Annotated in this window: 12 protein-coding genes and 3 rRNA genes; 10 read left to right on the top strand and 5 right to left on the bottom strand. The window is 67.6% G+C overall.

Annotation, left to right across the window (positions count from 1 at the left end; all coding sequences use genetic code 11):
- Positions 1-445: 445 nt before the first annotated feature.
- The 6 genes from B7R87_RS10935 to B7R87_RS10910 all read left to right on the top strand — a co-directional run bounded on the left by B7R87_RS10935 (position 446) and on the right by B7R87_RS10910 (position 6904).
- The gene (locus tag B7R87_RS10935; protein ID WP_006348979.1) at positions 446-628 is read left to right on the top strand and encodes a Trm112 family protein; all 183 of its coding nucleotides are present in this window, start codon (positions 446-448) and stop codon (positions 626-628) included.
- A gap of 87 nt (positions 629-715) precedes the next feature.
- Positions 716-1861 carry an SIS domain-containing protein gene (locus B7R87_RS10930; RefSeq protein WP_130585029.1) on the top strand — a complete coding sequence of 382 codons (1146 nt, stop codon included), beginning with the start codon at positions 716-718 and terminating at the stop codon, positions 1859-1861.
- Positions 1862-1921: 60 nt separating this feature from the next.
- Entirely contained in the window at positions 1922-3085 is a 1164-nt protein-coding gene (gene manA / locus B7R87_RS10925) for a mannose-6-phosphate isomerase, class I (protein ID WP_006348982.1), read from the top strand.
- A 167-nt stretch (positions 3086-3252) separates the two neighbouring features.
- The gene (locus B7R87_RS10920) at positions 3253-4212 is read left to right on the top strand and encodes a cation diffusion facilitator family transporter (RefSeq protein ID WP_006348983.1); all 960 of its coding nucleotides are present in this window, start codon (positions 3253-3255) and stop codon (positions 4210-4212) included.
- A 277-nt stretch (positions 4213-4489) separates the two neighbouring features.
- The gene (gene ahcY, locus B7R87_RS10915; protein ID WP_006348984.1) at positions 4490-5947 is read left to right on the top strand and encodes an adenosylhomocysteinase; all 1458 of its coding nucleotides are present in this window, start codon (positions 4490-4492) and stop codon (positions 5945-5947) included.
- 342 nt (positions 5948-6289) lie between these two features.
- Positions 6290-6904 (top strand): hypothetical protein, encoded by a 615-nt coding sequence (locus B7R87_RS10910; RefSeq protein WP_006348985.1) that lies wholly within the window; start codon positions 6290-6292, stop codon positions 6902-6904.
- A 30-nt stretch (positions 6905-6934) separates the two neighbouring features.
- On the opposite strand, the gene B7R87_RS10905 is transcribed toward B7R87_RS10910, so the two are convergent.
- Positions 6935-7924, bottom strand: a complete 990-nt coding sequence (locus B7R87_RS10905; RefSeq protein ID WP_006348986.1) for an RDD family protein — start codon at positions 7922-7924, stop codon at positions 6935-6937.
- Positions 7925-8066: 142 nt separating this feature from the next.
- Between B7R87_RS10905 and B7R87_RS10900 the strand changes: the two genes are divergently transcribed.
- The 4 genes from B7R87_RS10900 to rrf all read left to right on the top strand — a co-directional run bounded on the left by B7R87_RS10900 (position 8067) and on the right by rrf (position 14821).
- Complete coding sequence (locus B7R87_RS10900; RefSeq protein WP_006348987.1) at positions 8067-9074, top strand: stage II sporulation protein M; 1008 nt, start codon at positions 8067-8069, stop codon at positions 9072-9074.
- A gap of 588 nt (positions 9075-9662) precedes the next feature.
- Positions 9663-11193, top strand: a 16S ribosomal RNA gene (locus B7R87_RS10895).
- A 312-nt stretch (positions 11194-11505) separates the two neighbouring features.
- Positions 11506-14633: ribosomal RNA gene (locus B7R87_RS10890) — 23S ribosomal RNA — on the top strand.
- 72 nt (positions 14634-14705) lie between these two features.
- Positions 14706-14821, top strand: a 5S ribosomal RNA gene (gene rrf, locus B7R87_RS10885).
- Together the 16S, 23S and 5S rRNA genes form the textbook arrangement of a ribosomal RNA operon.
- A 102-nt stretch (positions 14822-14923) precedes the next feature.
- On the opposite strand, the gene B7R87_RS10880 is transcribed toward rrf, so the two are convergent.
- From B7R87_RS10880 to B7R87_RS10865, 4 genes are read right to left on the bottom strand one after another with little or no spacing between them, the layout of a single operon-like run.
- The gene (locus B7R87_RS10880) at positions 14924-16234 is read right to left on the bottom strand and encodes a DUF58 domain-containing protein (protein WP_040916132.1); all 1311 of its coding nucleotides are present in this window, start codon (positions 16232-16234) and stop codon (positions 14924-14926) included.
- A gap of 11 nt (positions 16235-16245) precedes the next feature.
- Entirely contained in the window at positions 16246-17229 is a 984-nt protein-coding gene (locus tag B7R87_RS10875) for an AAA family ATPase (protein WP_006348989.1), read from the bottom strand.
- Complete coding sequence (locus tag B7R87_RS10870) at positions 17226-18407, bottom strand: DUF4350 domain-containing protein (RefSeq protein WP_006348990.1); 1182 nt, start codon at positions 18405-18407, stop codon at positions 17226-17228. Before B7R87_RS10870 ends, B7R87_RS10875 begins: the two co-directional genes overlap by 4 nt.
- Positions 18404-19093: a DUF4129 domain-containing protein gene (locus tag B7R87_RS10865; protein WP_040916133.1), complete on the bottom strand. Its 690-nt coding sequence runs from the start codon at positions 19091-19093 to the stop codon at positions 18404-18406. Before B7R87_RS10865 ends, B7R87_RS10870 begins: the two co-directional genes overlap by 4 nt.
- Between the last annotated feature and the right edge of the window lies 1 nt (position 19094).

Raw genomic sequence — 19094 nt, 5'->3', positions numbered from 1 at the left:
CCGGTCCCGCGCCCTGCCACCACTCGGCCCTCCGCGTCCCCCGCCCCCCTCCACGTCCCCCGCCCCCAGGGCCCCTGCCCGGCGGATCCTGCCCGGCCGGTACGCCCCGCCACCGCACCCCCCCTGAGCCCGGCGGCCCGGCCGCGGGCACCCACCCTGCCCAACCGCCCCACCCGTACCTCTCCCCACCCCAGAACGCGCCGCCCCCCTCCCCCCGGCGGTACGCTGACGTGGCCCGATCGACCGACCGCCCCGCGTTCCCGGACGACCGGACGTCACGACCCGGGCCACACCCGGACCACGACCGCGACGACACGTCACCACGACGCCTCGGAGCACCGGCCGTGACGACCGACGACCGCGCCGCCCAGGGACCAGCGGCACCACGGCCGGCCGGGCCGCCCGCCGCCACCGTGGCACCGCCGACCCCGAAGGGACCCACCTCATGCCGCTCGAAGCCGGCCTCCTCTCCATCCTTGCCTGCCCGGCCTGCCACAGCGCCCTGACGGACCGGTCCGAGGCCGACACCCCCGAGCTCGTCTGCACCGGTACGGAGTGCGGTCTCGCGTACCCCGTACGCGACGGCATCCCCGTCCTCCTCGTCGACGAGGCCCGCCGCCCCGCCTGACGACACCCCGCGCCCGCGACCACACCCCCGCAAGGGCCTCATCCGAAACGGCCCTCAACCGAACCGGCGAATCGGAGGCCCCGCCCCATGCTCGACGAGTCGCTCCTCGACGACCCGGAAGCCCTTGCCCGAGCCGACCGCCGAGGCCTGCTCCGGGGCGCCGCCGAAGCCGGCGCCCGGGTACGGACGGCCGCCCGGCACGCCGCCGAAGCGGGCATCGCCGAGCTGAAGCCGGACGGGCGCCCCCGCGCTGTCCTCATCGCCGGCGCGGGCACCGCGGCCACCGGAGTCGCCGACCTCATCGGCGCACTCGCAGGCGCGAGCGCCCCCGTCATCCGCCTCCACCCCACCGGCGTCGCCCCGGCCGCGGGCGCCCTGCGCTGGGCCCTCCCCGGCTGGGCGGGCTCCCTCGACCTCCTGTTCGTCATCACCACCGACGGCGGCGAACCCGGCCTCGACCTCCTCGCCGAGCAGGCGTACCGCCGCGGCTGCACCATCGTCGCCATCACCCCCCAGCGCTCCCCGCTGGCCGAGGGCGTCGGCGGCCGCCACGGCCTCGTCGTACCCCTGGCCACCCCGCCGTACGAGGTGTACGAAGGTTTCGAAGAGGCCGTCCCGGCCGGTCCCGGCGCCCTCTGGGCCCTGTTCACCCCCCTCCTCGCGCTGCTCGACCGCATCGGACTCCTCGAAGCGCCCCCGGAGGCCCTCGCCCGCGTCGCCGACCGCCTCGACCGCACGGCCGAGCGCTGCGGCCCCGCCATCGCCACCTACAGCAACCCGGCCAAAACCCTCGCCGCCGAACTGGCCGACAGCCTCCCCCTGATCTGGACCGAAGGCACCGGCGCGGCCCCCACCGGCCGCCGCTTCGCCGCTGTCCTCGCCGAACTCGCCGGCCGCCCCGCCTTCGCCGCCGAACTCCCCGAAGCACTGCCCGCCCACGGAGTCCTGCTCGCCGGAGACTTCGCGGCCGGCGCCGATCCGGACGACTTCTTCCGCGACCGCGTGGAGGAACAGCAGGCACTGCGCGCCCGGGTCGTCCTGCTCCGCGACCGGCCCGCCGGCGGCCTCACCGCCGCCCCGGCCGCCCGCGAACTCGCCCTCGGCCACGACACGGCCATCAGCGAACTGGAACCCGAAGAAGGCAGCGAACTGGAATCCCTCGCGGAACTCCTCGCCGTCACCGACTTCGCCGCCGTCTACCTCGCCCTGGCCACCCCGGCAACCCCCTCCTGAACCACCAGCACCACCCAACCCTCAACCGCACCACCCCGGCCGAAGGAGACCTGCCGCCGAATGGACCGCCTCACCAACACCATCCGCCCATACGCCTGGGGCTCCACCACCGCCATCCCCGAGCTCCTCGGCGTCCACCCCACCGGCGAACCCCAGGCGGAGATGTGGTTCGGCGCTCACCCCGGCGCACCCTCCCACCTCGAACGCGGCCCCCTCGACACGGTCATCGCCGCCGACCCGGTACGCGAACTCGGCGCCACCACCGTCCGCCGCCACGGCCCCCACCTCCCCTTCCTCCTCAAACTCCTCGCCGCCGGCACCCCCGTCTCCCTCCAGGTCCACCCCGATCTGGACCAGGCCAAGACCGGACACGCCGCCGAAGAACGCGCCGGCATCCCCTTCGCCGCCCCCCACCGCAACTACAAGGACACCAACCACAAGCCGGAACTGATCTGCGCCCTCACCCCCTTCGACGGACTCTGCGGCTTCCGCCGGCCGACCGAGACCGCCGACCTGATCGCCGGACTCGGCGTCGACTCCCTCAAGCCGTACGCCGACCTCCTCCGCGCCCACCCCGAGGAAGCAGCCCTGCGCGAGGTCCTCACCGCCGTCCTCACCGCCGACCGCACCGCGATCGCCGAGACCGTCACCGAGACCGCCGCCGCAGCAGCCCGTATCGGCGGCCCCTACACCGTCTACGCGGACATCGCCCGCCACTACCCCGGCGACCCCGGCGTCATCGCCGCGATGCTCCTCAACCACATACGGCTCCAGCCCGGCGAAGCCATCTACCTCGGCGCGGGCGTCCCGCACACCTATCTCCGCGGCCTCGGCGTCGAGATCATGGCCAACTCCGACAACGTCCTGCGCTGCGGACTCACCCCCAAGCACGTCGACGTACCCGAACTGCTGCGCGTCGTACGCTTCGCCCCCACCGACGCCGCCGTCCTGCGCCCCGAGGCCGACGCCGACGGCGCGGAGGTGTACGACACGCCCGCCGCCGAATTCCGCCTCTCCCGCCACGTCCTCGCCCCCGACGCCACCCCCCGCGACCTCACCTCGCCCGGCCCGCAGATCCTCCTCTGCACCTCCGGCCGCGCCACCGTGGGCGAACTGACGCTCGGACCCGGCGATTCCGTGTTCGTACCGGCAGGGGAGAAGACGGAGATCTCGGGCGCCGACGGAGGCTCCGGGACGCTCTTCCGGGCCACGGTGCCCGACTGACCCGCCTTCTCCGGCCACTGCTGCAACAATGGCGCCCCTCAGTGATCGGGCGACTACCGAACGCGCCGGCACCGGTACGCGGACCCCGGCCCCGGCCGGCCCGCCCCGGCCCCGGGACACGCCCGACGGGACCAGCAGGACCGACCGGACCGAAGGGAAATTCCGACATGAGCGCGTCGGGCGGGACCAAGGCGATCGTGGCGGCCCTCACCGCCAACCTCGCCATCGCCGTGGCCAAATTCGTCGCGTTCCTCTTCAGCGGCTCGTCGTCGATGCTCGCCGAGAGCGTCCACTCCCTGGCCGACTCCGGCAACCAGGGACTACTCCTCCTCGGCGGCAAGCGCGCCCGCCGCGCGGCCACCCCCCAGCACCCCTTCGGCTACGGCCGCGAACGCTATATCTACGCCTTCCTCGTCTCCATCGTGCTCTTCTCCGCCGGCGGCATGTTCGCCCTCTACGAGGGCTACGAGAAGATCAGGAACCCCCACCCCATCGAAGCCTGGTACTGGCCCGTCGGCGTCCTCGTCTTCGCGATCGTCGCGGAAACCATCTCCTTCCGTACCGCCATCAAGGAATCGAACCCCCTGCGCGGCGACCGCTCCTGGCGCGAGTTCGTCCGCCACGCCAAGGCCCCCGAACTCCCCGTCGTCCTCCTCGAAGACCTCGGCGCCCTCATCGGTCTGATCCTCGCCCTCGCGGGCGTCAGCCTCGCCCTCGCCACCGGCGACGGAGTCTGGGACGGCATCGGCACCCTCTGCATCGGCACCCTCCTCATCCTCATCGCCCTCGTCCTCGCCGCCGAGACCAAATCCCTCCTCCTCGGTGAGGCCGCGACCGCCGACGACGAACGCAAGATCCGGGCCGCCGTCGTCGACAACACCACCGTCACCCGCCTCATCCATATGCGCACCCTTCACCTCGGCCCCGAAGAACTCCTGGTCGCCGCCAAGATTGCGGTACGCCACGACAACACCGCCACCGAAGTCGCCACGGCCATCAACGCCGCCGAGGAACGCATCCGCGCCGCCGTCCCCATCGCCCGGGTGATCTACCTCGAACCCGATATCTACAGCGCGACGGCCGCGGCCGACGACACCGACCCCGCCCCGCCGGCCGCCACCCCCTGACCTCCCCGCCCGCCGTATCCGGTCATTCCGCCCGCCCCCGACCAGCGACGTGTCCCGATCACACCCCTGCGCGGGCTGGGGCCGCCCCGGGGGATCGGTGTAGATTCGGAACGAGAGTCAGACGTCGCTGCTGATGGCGGTCGGGCGGTCCCCAGCGGACCGGCCGAGGGAGAGAGGGCCTCCGACGACTGCGCCGCGAGCGGCCCGGGCATCCCTGTGTCCACCGCCGCGGAGCCAGCCGTGCCCACCCTCGACCTCCACTGAGGAGCAGTCCCGCATGACGACAGTCACCACCGGCCACGACTTCAAGGTCGCTGACCTCTCCCTCGCCGAGTTCGGCCGCAAGGAGATCACCCTCGCCGAGCACGAGATGCCCGGCCTGATGGCGATCCGCTCCGAGTACGCCGCCCAGCAGCCGCTCGCCGGCGCCCGGATCACCGGCTCCCTGCACATGACGGTCCAGACCGCCGTCCTCATCGAGACCCTCACCGCCCTCGGCGCCCAGGTCCGCTGGGCGTCCTGCAACATCTTCTCCACCCAGGACCACGCCGCCGCGGCCATCGCCGTCGGCCCCGAGGGCACCCCCGACAACCCCCGCGGCATCCCCGTCTTCGCCTGGAAGGGCGAGACCCTCGAAGAGTACTGGTGGTGCACCGAGCAGGCCCTGACCTGGCCCGACTCGCCCACCGGCGGCCCCAACATGATCCTCGACGACGGTGGCGACGCCACCCTCCTCGTCCACAAGGGCGTCGAGTTCGAGAAGGCCGGCGAGGCCCCCGACCCCGCCACCGCGGACAGCGAGGAGTACGGGTACATCCTCACCCTCCTCAACCGCACCCTCGGCGAGAACCCGCAGAAGTGGACCCGCCTGGCGTCCGAGATCCGCGGCGTCACCGAAGAGACCACCACCGGCGTCCACCGGCTGTACGAGATGCACCGCGACGGCACCCTCCTCTTCCCGGCGATCAACGTCAACGACGCCGTCACCAAGTCGAAGTTCGACAACAAGTACGGCTGCCGCCACTCCCTCGTCGACGGCATCAACCGCGCCACCGACGTCCTCATCGGCGGCAAGGTCGCCGTCGTCTGCGGCTACGGCGACGTCGGCAAGGGCTGCGCCGAATCCCTCCGCGGCCAGGGCGCCCGGGTGATCATCACCGAGATCGACCCCATCTGCGCCCTCCAGGCGGCGATGGACGGCTTCCAGGTCACCACCCTCGACGAGGTCGTCGGCCTGGCCGACATCTTCATCACCACCACCGGCAACAAGGACATCATCATGGCCGCCGACATGGCCAAGATGAAGCACCAGGCCATCGTCGGAAACATCGGCCACTTCGACAACGAGATCGACATGGCCGGCCTGGCCCGGACCCCCGGCATCGTCAAGGACGAGGTCAAGCCCCAGGTCCACACCTGGACCTTCCCCGACGGCAAGAAGATCATCGTGCTCTCCGAGGGGCGCCTGCTCAACCTGGGCAACGCGACGGGCCACCCGTCCTTCGTGATGTCCAACAGCTTCGCCGACCAGACCCTCGCCCAGATCGAACTCTTCACCAAGCCCGAGGAGTACCCGACCGACGTCTACGTGCTGCCCAAGCACCTCGACGAGAAGGTCGCCCGACTCCACCTCGGTTCCCTCGGCGTCAAGCTCACCACGCTCCGCCCCGAGCAGGCCGCCTACATCGGCGTCGACGTCGAAGGCCCCTTCAAGCCCGACCACTACCGCTACTGACGGCCCGGGCCCGCACGGCCCGGCCCCGGCGCAACCACGGCCCGCGCCCCGGACAGCACCCCGGCACCGTGCCCGCCCGCACCCCGCGGACGGGCACGGCACCGAACGGCCCCCGGGACCCGCAGACCACGCGGACCGACCAGGGGACCGGGAACCCGGCCCCGGACACCCGGACCAGAGCGCCGCAAGAGCAACGGACAGGCCCCCGCACCCCCGTGTCGGGGGCCTGCCCGCACCCTCCCCGCGACGGCCCGGCCCAAGCCCGGGCCCGCCCCCCACCGGCCGTCACACCGGCAGTCGGCGACACCACCGCGCCACACCGCACAAGGACCCCGAAGCCCCATGCCCCGCGGCCGCTATTCGCTCCACGATCCGCACGATCACACCCCCCTAGGCGAAGAACACTTCCACTGCGCCACCGGCCCCTCCGGCTGGCGGTACGTCTCCCGCACCACCACCCCCTCCGGTGAACAGAGGGGCTCCGTCGATCTGGCCGTCGACGATCTCGGCCGCCCCATCCGGCTGGAACTCCAGACCGCGAGCTGGCAGGTCCGCGGAGCCGCCATCGACGGCGTCACCTGGGTCCGCACCGACCCCACCGGCGCACACGCCGACGAAGGAACAGCACCCGCACACGCCTTCACCGGAACCTCCCCCGCCTTCCTCGTGGCCACTGCACGGCTGCTGCGTCTCACCCCCGGCTCCCCGGCGACCCGCGTCCGCCTCGTAGCGTTCACGGACCCCGTACTCGCCCCCCTCACTGTCGACCAGTCCTGGGCTCTGCTCGACAGTGAAGCGCACGCCACTGACAACGGCCCCCTCGTCGTGGACGCCTACCAGGTCAACGCCCTGGACACCGGCGAACAGCACACCGTCCACATCGCCGGCGACGTCGTGCTGGCAGCCCCGGGCATCGAACTCGAACAACTGGACAGTCCGCCCTCGGTCTTCCCCTGAACGCCTGCCGGCATCCACCACCCGCACCGGCTACGCGGGCGGCACGAACCCCGTCGACCGGGTCCCGGCGCCGCCCGGACCACCCCCGGCTCCCGTCCCGCGCACCCCGGACCGCTCCGGTGCCTGCAACGGCCCGGACTCCACCGGAGGCAGCGGCTCCAGCACCCATCCGTGCGCAGCACCGCCCCGACCGTCCCCCGGCACACCCCACGCCCCGGCCGGATCCGCAACCACCCCGGCAGCCGATCCCGCACCGACACCGGATCCCGCACCGGACCCGAAGGCCCGCCGGGCGTCCCGGGCCTGCCGCTCCTGCACCACCGCGGCCAGAAAAGCCTCCGGAGACGCCCCCTCCGGAACAGCCGCTCCCGTCCGCGCCACCAACTCGTCCGCCAGCCCGGCCGCCATCGACCGGGCCACCGCGGAATCCAGCTGCCCCAGCCGCGTCAGGCACTGCCGTACCGCCAGCCACAGTTCGTCCGACACCCCCGAAAGATCCACCTGCGAAAACCGCCCCACCAGCCACGACGGAGGCGCCGGGACCTCGGAGACCCTCGCCCCCGGCACCCGCTCCCGTACGACGAGCGTGCCCGCGAACACATCCCCGATCCGCCGCCCCCGTGCCGACACCAGCGATGCGATCGCCGCAACCACCCCCATCGTCAGCGTGATCTCCACCGCCCCCATCGCCCCACGGACCAGCGCATGCCGGAACCGGACGGGCCCGCCGTCGTCCCGCACCACCCGCAGACCACAGGCCAGCTTCCCCGGGGACCGGCCCTTCGTGAGCGTCTCCACGGCGATCGGCGCCCCCACCGGAATCAGCAGGAACGCCGCGATTCCCAGCGCCCGCCCCGCCGCCGGATCCAGCGAAGCGGTCGTCAACGCCAGCCCCACCATCACCACCAGGAACAGACCCCACACCACGACCAGGTCGATGACCAACGCCAGCGCCCGGCTCGGCAGCTTCGCAGGCTGTACCCCCAGAACGACCGCGTCCCCCGTCACCAGCGCACTCACCGCAGCCCACCCCTCCGCACTCCGACCGCCCGGCCTGCCCCCGACTCCCTCAGTCTGCCAAGCTGACCCGAAGCGCACTGCGGTAGGAAGCGCAGTAGTACGCATGATGCATGGACGCCCCAGCGCCTGGAGCAGCAGCCCAATGGACCTCGACGTCTTCGTGACAGCCCACCGCGCCGAGTGGGACCGGCTGGAACACCTCCTGCGCAGGGGACGCCGGCTCACCGGAGCCGAAGCCGACGAACTGGTCGCCCTCTACCAGCGCACCGCAACCCATCTCTCCCTGATCCGCTCCACCACCCCCGATCCCGCACTCGTCGGCCGCCTCACCCGACTCGTGGCCCGCGCCCGCGCTACGGTCACCGGCACCCGCCGCGCCACCTGGCGTGATGCCTCCCGCTTCCTCACCGCCGGCTTTCCCGCCGCCGTCTACCGCTCCCGCCACTGGTGGATCCCCGCGGCGGTCCTCTCCCTCACCACGGCGGCCGTCATCGGCTGGTGGGTCGGCACCCACTCCGAGGTCCGGTCCGCGATCGCCGGCCCGGAGGCACTCCGGGAGATGACCCGCCCGGGCGGCGACTACGAGACGTACTACTCCAGCAACCCCGCGGCATCCTTCGCGGCCCAGGTCTGGACGAACAATGCCCAGGCAGCCGCGATCTGCCTGACCCTGGGAGCCTTCCTCGGCATACCGGTGCTCTGGATCCTGCTCCTGAACATGGCCAACCTGGGCGTCGGCATCGGTCTGATGTCCTCGGCCGGCCGCCTCGACGTCTTCCTCGGCCTCGTGCTCCCGCACGGCCTCCTGGAACTGACCGCCGTCTTCGTCGCCGCCGGTACGGGGCTGCGCCTCGGCTGGACCGTCGTCGACCCCGGCCCCCTGACCCGCAGGGCCGCTCTCGCGGAGCAGGGGCGAGCCGCTCTCGGCATGGCGATCGGCCTCGCCCTCGTCCTCTTCGTCTCGGGCCTCATCGAAGGCTTCGTCACCCCGTCCGGCCTGCCGACCTGGGCCCGTATCGCCATCGGGATCGCGGCCGAGCTGGGCTTCCTCACCTACGTCTACGTACTGGGGCGCCGTGCGGCCCGGGACGGGGAGTACGGAGACCTCGACGAGTCCGACCGCAACGCCCGGGTCCCCGTCGCAGCCTGATGTGCATCGGACCCCTCTGAGCTGCTACTGTCCTCACCTGCCCACAAAAACCATTGACATGGCTGGCGTGGGGAGGTAGATTCAAACGGTTGCCTCGGACTGGACACAGCCGAGTGCCGCAGTTAGTCTCTGACTCGCTCTCGACGGGAATGAACTTCCCGCGGAGCCCACCGACTCCTTATCCGGATCGCGAAGGCCGATTAGCTCGGCCGAAATGCTTCTGATAAAGTCGGCACCGCCGAAAGGCAAAGTCGAAAGACAAAAGGCCGCTTCAACAGGCCGCTGGATTCGAAACTCCGGACCGGAAACGGAACGGGAAAAGGATCTGGTAAGGTTGGAAACGCAAGACCGAAGGGAAAAGCCCGGAGGGCCTGGTGAAAAGGGCCTGAAGGAAGCGTCCGTTCCTTGAGAACTCAACAGCGTGCCAAAAATCAACGCCAGATTAGTTGATACCCCGTTCCCGAGCCCTTGTGGCTGGGGGATGAGGTTCCTTTGAAGAAACACATACAGCGAGGACGCTGTGGACGGTCGGATTATTCCTCCGGCTGTCCCGCTCTCGTGATGTGTCGACCCGATTACGGGTAAACATTCACGGAGAGTTTGATCCTGGCTCAGGACGAACGCTGGCGGCGTGCTTAACACATGCAAGTCGAACGATGAAGCCGCTTCGGTGGTGGATTAGTGGCGAACGGGTGAGTAACACGTGGGCAATCTGCCCTGCACTCTGGGACAAGCCCTGGAAACGGGGTCTAATACCGGATAATACCTTCGGGGGCATCCTTGAAGGTTGAAAGCTCCGGCGGTGCAGGATGAGCCCGCGGCCTATCAGCTTGTTGGTGGGGTGATGGCCTACCAAGGCGACGACGGGTAGCCGGCCTGAGAGGGCGACCGGCCACACTGGGACTGAGACACGGCCCAGACTCCTACGGGAGGCAGCAGTGGGGAATATTGCACAATGGGCGAAAGCCTGATGCAGCGACGCCGCGTGAGGGATGACGGCCTTCGGGTTGTAAACCTCTTTCAGCAGGGAAGAAGCGAGAGTGACGGTACCTGCAGAAGAAGCGCCGGCTAACTACGTGCCAGCAGCCGCGGTAATACGTAGGGCGCAAGCGTTGTCCGGAATTATTGGGCGTAAAGAGCTCGTAGGCGGCTTGTCACGTCGGGTGTGAAAGCCCGGGGCTTAACCCCGGGTCTGCATTCGATACGGGCAGGCTAGAGTGTGGTAGGGGAGATCGGAATTCCTGGTGTAGCGGTGAAATGCGCAGATATCAGGAGGAACACCGGTGGCGAAGGCGGATCTCTGGGCCATTACTGACGCTGAGGAGCGAAAGCGTGGGGAGCGAACAGGATTAGATACCCTGGTAGTCCACGCCGTAAACGTTGGGAACTAGGTGTTGGCGACATTCCACGTCGTCGGTGCCGCAGCTAACGCATTAAGTTCCCCGCCTGGGGAGTACGGCCGCAAGGCTAAAACTCAAAGGAATTGACGGGGGCCCGCACAAGCAGCGGAGCATGTGGCTTAATTCGACGCAACGCGAAGAACCTTACCAAGGCTTGACATACACCGGAAAGCATTAGAGATAGTGCCCCCCTTGTGGTCGGTGTACAGGTGGTGCATGGCTGTCGTCAGCTCGTGTCGTGAGATGTTGGGTTAAGTCCCGCAACGAGCGCAACCCTTGTCCCGTGTTGCCAGCAAGCCCCCTTGTGGGGTGTTGGGGACTCACGGGAGACCGCCGGGGTCAACTCGGAGGAAGGTGGGGACGACGTCAAGTCATCATGCCCCTTATGTCTTGGGCTGCACACGTGCTACAATGGCCGGTACAAAGAGCTGCGATGCCGTGAGGCGGAGCGAATCTCAAAAAGCCGGTCTCAGTTCGGATTGGGGTCTGCAACTCGACCCCATGAAGTCGGAGTTGCTAGTAATCGCAGATCAGCATTGCTGCGGTGAATACGTTCCCGGGCCTTGTACACACCGCCCGTCACGTCACGAAAGTCGGTAACACCCGAAGCCGGTGGCCCAACCCCTTGTGGGAGGGAGCTGTCGAAGGTGGGACTGGCGATTGGGACGAAGTCGTAACAAGGTAGCCGTACCGGAAGGTGCGGCTGGATCACCTCCTTTCTAAGGAGCACTTCTTGCCGGTTTTTGCCGGTCAGGGGCCAGTACACCGGCGAGTGTCCGGTGCTGGTTGCTCATGGGTGGAACGTTGATTATTCGGCACTCAGGCATGGGATTGCTTCACAAGTACTGCTTCGGCGTGGAACGTGGGCTGGTCCCGGGGTCTGGGTGTTGGGCGCGCTGTTGGGTGTCTGAGGGCACGGACGAGAGTCTGAGTGTCTTCGGTGCCGGCCCCGGTGTTCTCACTGCTGATGTGGTGGGGTGACGGGTGGCTGGTCGTTGTTTGAGAACTGCACAGTGGACGCGAGCATCTGTGGCCAAGTTTTTAAGGGCGCACGGTGGATGCCTTGGCACCAGGAACCGATGAAGGACGTGGGAGGCCACGATAGTCCCCGGGGAGTCGTCAACCAGGCTTTGATCCGGGGGTTTCCGAATGGGGAAACCCGGCAGTCGTCATGGGCTGTCACCCGCTGCTGAACACATAGGCAGTGTGGAGGGAACGAGGGGAAGTGAAACATCTCAGTACCCTCAGGAAGAGAAAACAACCGTGATTCCGGGAGTAGTGGCGAGCGAAACCGGATGAGGCCAAACCGTATGCGTGTGATACCCGGCAGGGGTTGCGTATGCGGGGTTGTGGGATCTCTTTTCTGCGGTCTGCCGGCCGTGGGACGAGTCAGAAACCGTATGGATAGGCGAAGGGCATGCGAAAGGCCCGGCGTAGAGGGTAAGACCCCCGTAGCTGAAATTCATGCGGCTCGTTTAAGAGACACCCAAGTAGCACGGGGCCCGAGAAATCCCGTGTGAATCTGGCGGGACCACCCGTTAAGCCTAAATATTCCCTGGTGACCGATAGCGGATAGTACCGTGAGGGAATGGTGAAAAGTACCGCGGGAGCGGAGTGAAATAGTACCTGAAACCGTGTGCCTACAAGCCGTGGGAGCGTCGGAGCGTGAGGTTTGCCTTGCGTTCTCGTGACTGCGTGCCTTTTGAAGAATGAGCCTGCGAGTTTGCGGTGTGTTGCGAGGTTAACCCGTGTGGGGAAGCCGTAGCGAAAGCGAGTCCGAATAGGGCGATTTAGTAGCGCGCTCAAGACCCGAAGCGGAGTGATCTAGCCATGGGCAGGTTGAAGCGGCTGTAAGAGGTCGTGGAGGACCGAACCCACCAGGGTTGAAAACCTGGGGGATGACCTGTGGTTAGGGGTGAAAGGCCAATCAAACTCCGTGATAGCTGGTTCTCCCCGAAATGCATTTAGGTGCAGCGTCGTGTGTTTCTTGCCGGAGGTAGAGCACTGGATAGGCGATGGGCCCTACCGGGTTACTGACCTTAGCCAAACTCCGAATGCCGGTAAGTGAGAGCGCGGCAGTGAGACTGTGGGGGATAAGCTCCATGGTCGAGAGGGAAACAGCCCAGAGCATCGACTAAGGCCCCTAAGCGTACGCTAAGTGGGAAAGGATGTGGAGTCGCAGAGACAACCAGGAGGTTGGCTTAGAAGCAGCCACCCTTGAAAGAGTGCGTAATAGCTCACTGGTCAAGTGATTCCGCGCCGACAATGTAGCGGGGCTCAAGCGTACCGCCGAAGTCGTGTCAATCCAGCAATAGGGCCAACGCCCGTTGGGTTGGGTAGGGGAGCGTCGTGTGCCGGGTGAAGCCGCCGCGTAAGCGAGTGGTGGATGGTACACGAGTGAGAATGCAGGCATGAGTAGCGATACACACGTGGGAAACGTGTGCGCCGATTGACTAAGGGTTCCTGGGTCAAGCTGATCTGCCCAGGGTAAGTCGGGACCTAAGGCGAGGCCGACAGGCGTAGTCGATGGACAACCGGTTGATATTCCGGTACCCGCTTTGAAGCGCCCAGTATCGAATCCTCTGATGCTAAGGCCGTGAAGCCGCCTTTGATCTCTTCGGAGTGATGGGGAGTGGTGGAGCCGCTGAACCGAGGTGGTAGTAGGTAAGTGATGGGGTGACGCAGGAAGGTAGTCCAGCCCGGGCGGTGGTTGTCCCGGGGTAAGGGTGTAGCCCGTGTGGTAGGTAAATCCGTCACACATTAAGGGTGAGACCTGATGCCGAGCCGATTGTGGTGAAGTGGATGATCCTATGCTGTCGAGAAAAGCCTCTAGCGAGTTTCAAGGCGGCCCGTACCCTAAACCGACTCAGGTGGTCAGGTAGAGAATACCGAGGCGTTCGGGTGAACTATGGTTAAGGAACTCGGCAAAATGCCCCCGTAACTTCGGGAGAAGGGGGGCCATTCCTGGTGATCGTCTTTACGATGTGAGCTGGGGGTGGCCGCAGAGACCAGCGAGAAGCGACTGTTTACTAAAAACACAGGTCCGTGCGAAGCCGTAAGGCGATGTATACGGACTGACGCCTGCCCGGTGCTGGAACGTTAAGGGGACCGGTTAGTGACCTTTCGGGGTTGCGAAGCTGAGAACTTAAGCGCCAGTAAACGGCGGTGGTAACTATAACCATCCTAAGGTAGCGAAATTCCTTGTCGGGTAAGTTCCGACCTGCACGAATGGCGTAACGACTTCTCGACTGTCTCAACCATAGGCCCGGTGAAATTGCACTACGAGTAAAGATGCTCGTTTCGCGCAGCAGGACGGAAAGACCCCGGGACCTTTACTACAGTTTGATATTGGTGTTCGGTTCGGCTTGTGTAGGATAGGTGGGAGACTTTGAAGCGGCCACGCCAGTGGTTGTGGAGTCGTTGTTGAAATACCACTCTGGTCGTGCTGGATGTCTAACCTGGGTCCGTGATCCGGATCAGGGACAGTGTCTGATGGGTAGTTTAACTGGGGCGGTTGCCTCCTAAAGAGTAACGGAGGCGCCCAAAGGTTCCCTCAGCCTGGTTGGTAATCAGGTGTTGAGTGTAAGTGCACAAGGGAGCTTGACTGTGAGACCGACGGGTCGAGCAGGGACGAAAGTCGGGACTAGTGATCCGGCGGTGGCTTGTGGAAGCGCCGTCGCTCAACGGATAAAAGGTACCCCGGGGATAACAGGCTGATCTTCCCCAAGAGTCCATATCGACGGGATGGTTTGGCACCTCGATGTCGGCTCGTCGCATCCTGGGGCTGGAGTCGGTCCCAAGGGTTGGGCTGTTCGCCCATTAAAGCGGTACGCGAGCTGGGTTTAGAACGTCGTGAGACAGTTCGGTCCCTATCCGCTGTGCGCGTAGGAGTCTTGAGAAGGGCTGTCCCTAGTACGAGAGGACCGGGACGGACGAACCTCTGGTGTGCCAGTTGTCCTGCCAAGGGCATGGCTGGTTGGCTACGTTCGGAAAGGATAACCGCTGAAAGCATCTAAGCGGGAAGCCTGCTTCGAGATGAGGACTCCCACCCCCTTTGAGGGGTTAAGGCTCCCAGTAGACGACTGGGTTGATAGGCCGGATCTGGAAGCCAGGTAACTGGTGGAGGTGACCGGTACTAATAGGCCGAGGGCTTGTCCATATTTGCTCGCGTCCACTGTGTTAGTTCTGAGGCAACGACCGTGTTGATTCCGGTTTGTTTGTTTCATAGTGTTTCGGTGGTTATTGCGTTAGGGAAACGCCCGGTTACATTCCGAACCCGGAAGCTAAGCCTTTCAGCGCCGATGGTACTGCAGGGGGACCCTGTGGGAGAGTAGGACGCCGCCGAACAATTTTTGATGGGAAGGCCCCGCACGCTGTGCGGGGCCTTTCTGCATTTCCGGACAGATTCCCAAACCGGAACCCCTTCTCCTCCAGGTGATTGCCTCCTGATCAGAGACGCCCTGCCGCTTTCAGCGCCAGGTACGCATCCGCCAACGCCGGGGCAAGACTCTCGGGCGGTGCGTCGACGACAGTGACCCCGTAACGCTGGAGCTTCTCCACTGTGCGGCGACGCTGAGCCCGGGCCTGTGCGCCGGCCGCGGCCTGGTAGACGGCCTCGGCACTGCCGCGCGCTCGTACCATCTCCTCCACACGAGGGTCGGAGACCGACGCCAACAGCACGGTGTGCCGCTGGGTGAGCTGAGGAAGCACCGGGAGTAGCCCCTCCTCGGCAGGAGCCGCATCGAGGCTGGTCAGAATGGTGATCAACGAACGGCGCGGGGCGCTCTTGAGAGCGGCAGCACTCAGACCTCGGGCGTCGGTTTCCACCAGCTCCGGTTCGAGCCCGGCCAAGGCGTCGACCACGGTCGGAAGCAGCTCCTTCGCGGAGCGTCCCCGGACCTGGGCACGGATCCGGCGATCGTAGGCCAGCAGATCGACCCGGTCGCCGGCGCGTGAGGCCAGAGCGGTGAGCAGCAGTGCCGCGTCCATGGCCGCGTCGAGACGAGGCACATCGCCGACCCGGCCCGCCGAGGTCCGCCCGGTGTCGAGCACCACCAGGATGTGACGGTCCCGCTCCGGACGCCACGTGCGCACCGCGACGGCGGACTGCCGGGCCGTGGCCCGCCAGTCGATGGAGCGGACATCGTCTCCGGGAACGTAGTCGCGCAGGCTGTCGAACTCGGTGCCCCGGCCCCGGACGAGAACGCTGGTACGGCCATCCAGCTCCCGGAGCCGGGCCAGCCGGGACGGCAGATGCTTTCGGCTGTGAAAGGGCGGCAGTACCCGCACCGTCCACGGGACGTTGTGGCTGCCCTGACGAGCGGCAAGACCCAGTGGCCCGTACGAGCGGACCGTGACACGGTCGGCCCTGCGGTCGCCGCGGCGGGACGGGAACAGCGTCGTCACTACGCGGCGGCGTTCACCCGCGGGGATCGACACACGGTGCCGTGACACGGCCTGTCCCGTACCGGTCGTCCAGGCGCTGGGCGGCCAGGCGTCACGCAGCTCGGCGCGGAGCACACGCCGGGAAGGGTTGGTAACGGTGAGCCCGACCTCCGCACTCTCACCGAGTCGAACTGATGTATCACCACTTCGAGTGAATCGAAGCGATCGCACTGGCGCTGCGAGGGCGTAGTCGCACAAGATTGCTAGAGACAAGGGTGCGTTGACGGCGAGCATCCCCGTCCAGCTCGGTGCGAGTACACCGACGGGGAGGGCGCCGATAGCGGCCAGGAGCGCGGTTCTTCCGGTGAGGGTCATGGGCTCGGGTCTCAGCGGGGAACGGGGACGTGGCTCAGGATCGCGGTGATGACGGAGTCGGTGGTGACTCCTTCCATCTCCGCCTCGGGGCGGAGCTGAATGCGATGCCGCAGGGTCGGCAGGGCCAGGGCTTTCACATCATCGGGGATGACATAGTCACGGCCGGTCAACCAAGCCCAGGCACGGGCAGTTGAGAGCAGTGCCGTGGCGCCTCGGGGGGAGACCCCGAGGGTCAGCGAGGGGGATTCACGCGTGGCACGACAGATATCGACGACATAGCCGGTGATCTCGGGGGAGACCGAGGTCTTGGCAACGGCGGACCTGGCTGCTTCCAGATCGGCGGGTCCGGCGACGGGCCGGACACCCGCTGCCCGGAGGTCGCGGGGGTTGAAGCCGTCGGCATGACGGGTGAGAACGTCGATCTCGTCCTGGCGTGAGGGCAGTGGGACCGTCAGCTTGAGGAGGAAACGGTCCAACTGGGCCTCGGGCAGGGGATAGGTGCCCTCGTACTCCACAGGGTTCTGCGTGGCCGCGACCAGGAACGGATCGGGGAGCGGGCGAGGAGTGCCGTCGATGGTGACCTGGCGTTCCTCCATGGCTTCAAGGAGAGCGGACTGCGTCTTGGGCGGCGTGCGGTTGATCTCGTCGGCCAGGAGGAGATGCGTGAAGACGGGACCCGGCTGAAAGGAGAACTCGGCGGTCCGGGCGTCGTAGACCAGCGAGCCGGTGATATCGCCCGGCATGAGATCGGGGGTGAACTGGACGCGTTTGGTCTCCAGCTTCAGGGAGGCGGCAAGGGCACGGACGAGCAGGGTCTTCGCCACGCCGGGCACTCCTTCCAGCAGAACATGGCCCCGGCAGAGCAACGCGACGACGAGGCCGGTGACGGCAGGGTCCTGGCCGACCACTGCCTTGGCGATCTCGGTGCGGAGGGCCTCCAGAGAGGCGCGGGCGCCGTCCGAGGTGGTGACGGTCTCGGGGGTGGGGGCGCTCATGAGGTGCGTACCTCTCTTTCGAGGGCGTCGAGGTGGTCGGCCAGGCGGACGAGTTCCGTGTCGTCGACGGGCGGCCGGCCGAACAGCAGTTCCGTGAGGTCGCGTTCGCCCGCCCGATGCCGGCCGGCGAAGGCGGGAAGCAGAACGGCGGGGAGGTGCGCCGACGAAGGCGGCACACCGAGGAGGGGGGCGATACGGGACCGGGTGGCGGCCCGCAGGGCGGCTGCCGCATGGTCGCGGGCTTTGGCCCGGTGGTAGAGGCGGGCACGGCCCTCGGTGGTCTCGGACGCGCGGACGACGACCGGGAGCTGTTCGGGAACGAGAGGGCCGAGACGCCTGCCGCGCCAGACGGCGGCGAGTGCCGCCGCGACGAAGAGTTGGAGCGCACCCCAGAGCCAGCCGGACGGGACCAGTTCGACGAAGCTCTTGTCGCCCTCGCCGGGGGCGGCGGAACCATCGCTGACGGAGGGGAGGTACCAGACCAGATGGGGTCGGGAGCCGAGGAGTTGCAGAGCCAGGGCGGCGTTGCCGCTCTCTGCGAGACGCTCGTTGTGGAGGATGCGGGGAGAGCCGAGCAGGACGGTGTCGCCGTCGCCCGTGTCCGTCCTGACGAGAGTGGGCACACCGTCGACGGGGTAGCAGGTGTCCGCGGCGGAGGCATCGGTGAGGTACTGCTCGCCTCCGAGTTCGGCACTCCCCGCGTCCCGTGCCGCGGGCAGGGAACACTCGGGTTCGACCGTGCCTGCCGGTCCCGTCCCCGCGGAGCGGGTGCCGGGGGCCAGGGTGGTGACGGACGTCGGGCCGGGGGAGAGGAGGACCGTGCGCCCGTTCGAGGCTTCCATCGCGGTACGCAGCGAACGCTGTTGTGCGGGTGTCAGCAGATCGGGGTCGGTGACGAGCAGAGTGGTGTCGGAGCCGGTGGCCGAGGCAGCTTCGGAGAGGGTGGTCACCACCCTGGTGGTGACTCCCCGGTCCTTGAGCAGTTCGGCGACGGCCCGGCTGCCGTGGGGGTCGGCGGACCGTGGGTCGAGAGCGCCGTGCCGGTCCCCCGAGCGCAGTGCGGCGATGACGATTCCGGTGACGACCACGATGAGCAGTGCCAGCAGCAGCCCCCGGGCCCGGCGCCATATCTGACGTCCTGTCGGGGAGAGGGAAGTGGGGCCGGTGGCTGCGGTCATGCGCCCTCTCCCGGTATTGCGCCGACCGGCAGGGGCCTGGCCCGTTCCAGGTCCAGGTCGAGGTCGTGCAGGCGCTGGTACGCCTGGCGATCGACGCTGCGGCCACCGTATGTGACGTCGTCGAACTCCCTGGCCGCGGAGTGCAGTGCAGCGGAGTGCGCGGGCAGCGAGCGGCTTCCTTCGGCGGCGGCCTCGTCGGCCGTCCGGCCGGGGCGGGGGTCGAGGAGAGCGCGTTCCTCCAGGGAGCGGACGACGGCCCGCATCCGCTCCTGGAGGGCCTCGTTCCACCGGTGGGCGGCGGCATGGGACTCGGCGGCCGCGCGGTGCTGGGCGGCGCTGCGACGGGAGTCGTCGAAGAGCGGTGCCGAAGCGGCGGGAGTGCGACGGGGGATGCCCAGGCGCCACCACAGGGCGCCGATGAGCCCGGCCACGATCAGGGCGACCACTACGAGGCCGATCGCGCCGCCCGGTGCGAATCCCGCTGCGGTGCCGAGCACGTTCTCGACCCACTCCCAGAACCGGTCTCCGGCCCGTTGCAGGAGGCTGGGGTCGTTCTCGTGGTACATCGGCCTGCTGAGTTCGCGCTCCGCGGCCTCACGAGCGGGGTCCCGGGAGATGTCCACCGGTATGCGGCCGTCGGCGCGCACCGATGGGCGCGCCGACGGCAGTCCCCCCGTGACGAGCACC

This window comes from Streptomyces tsukubensis (assembly GCF_003932715.1).
GTDB lineage: Bacteria > Actinomycetota > Actinomycetes > Streptomycetales > Streptomycetaceae > Streptomyces > Streptomyces tsukubensis.
This window is presented reverse-complemented; position numbering and strand designations above follow the sequence as displayed.

Bases quoted from the DNA above. Each gene is read 5' to 3' on its own strand.
- B7R87_RS10900 (WP_006348987.1), top strand. From the start codon at position 8,067: ATGGACCTCGACGTCTTCGTGACAGCCCACCGCGCCGAGTGGGACCGG.
- B7R87_RS10920 (WP_006348983.1), top strand. From the start codon at position 3,253: ATGAGCGCGTCGGGCGGGACCAAGGCGATCGTGGCGGCCCTCACCGCC.
- B7R87_RS10875 (WP_006348989.1), bottom strand. From the start codon at position 17,229: ATGAGCGCCCCCACCCCCGAGACCGTCACCACCTCGGACGGCGCCCGC.
- B7R87_RS10880 (WP_040916132.1), bottom strand. From the start codon at position 16,234: ATGACCCTCACCGGAAGAACCGCGCTCCTGGCCGCTATCGGCGCCCTC.
- B7R87_RS10935 (WP_006348979.1), top strand. From the start codon at position 446: ATGCCGCTCGAAGCCGGCCTCCTCTCCATCCTTGCCTGCCCGGCCTGC.
- B7R87_RS10930 (WP_130585029.1), top strand. From the start codon at position 716: ATGCTCGACGAGTCGCTCCTCGACGACCCGGAAGCCCTTGCCCGAGCC.
- B7R87_RS10910 (WP_006348985.1), top strand. From the start codon at position 6,290: ATGCCCCGCGGCCGCTATTCGCTCCACGATCCGCACGATCACACCCCC.
- manA (WP_006348982.1), top strand. From the start codon at position 1,922: ATGGACCGCCTCACCAACACCATCCGCCCATACGCCTGGGGCTCCACC.
- ahcY (WP_006348984.1), top strand. From the start codon at position 4,490: ATGACGACAGTCACCACCGGCCACGACTTCAAGGTCGCTGACCTCTCC.
- B7R87_RS10870 (WP_006348990.1), bottom strand. From the start codon at position 18,407: ATGACCGCAGCCACCGGCCCCACTTCCCTCTCCCCGACAGGACGTCAG.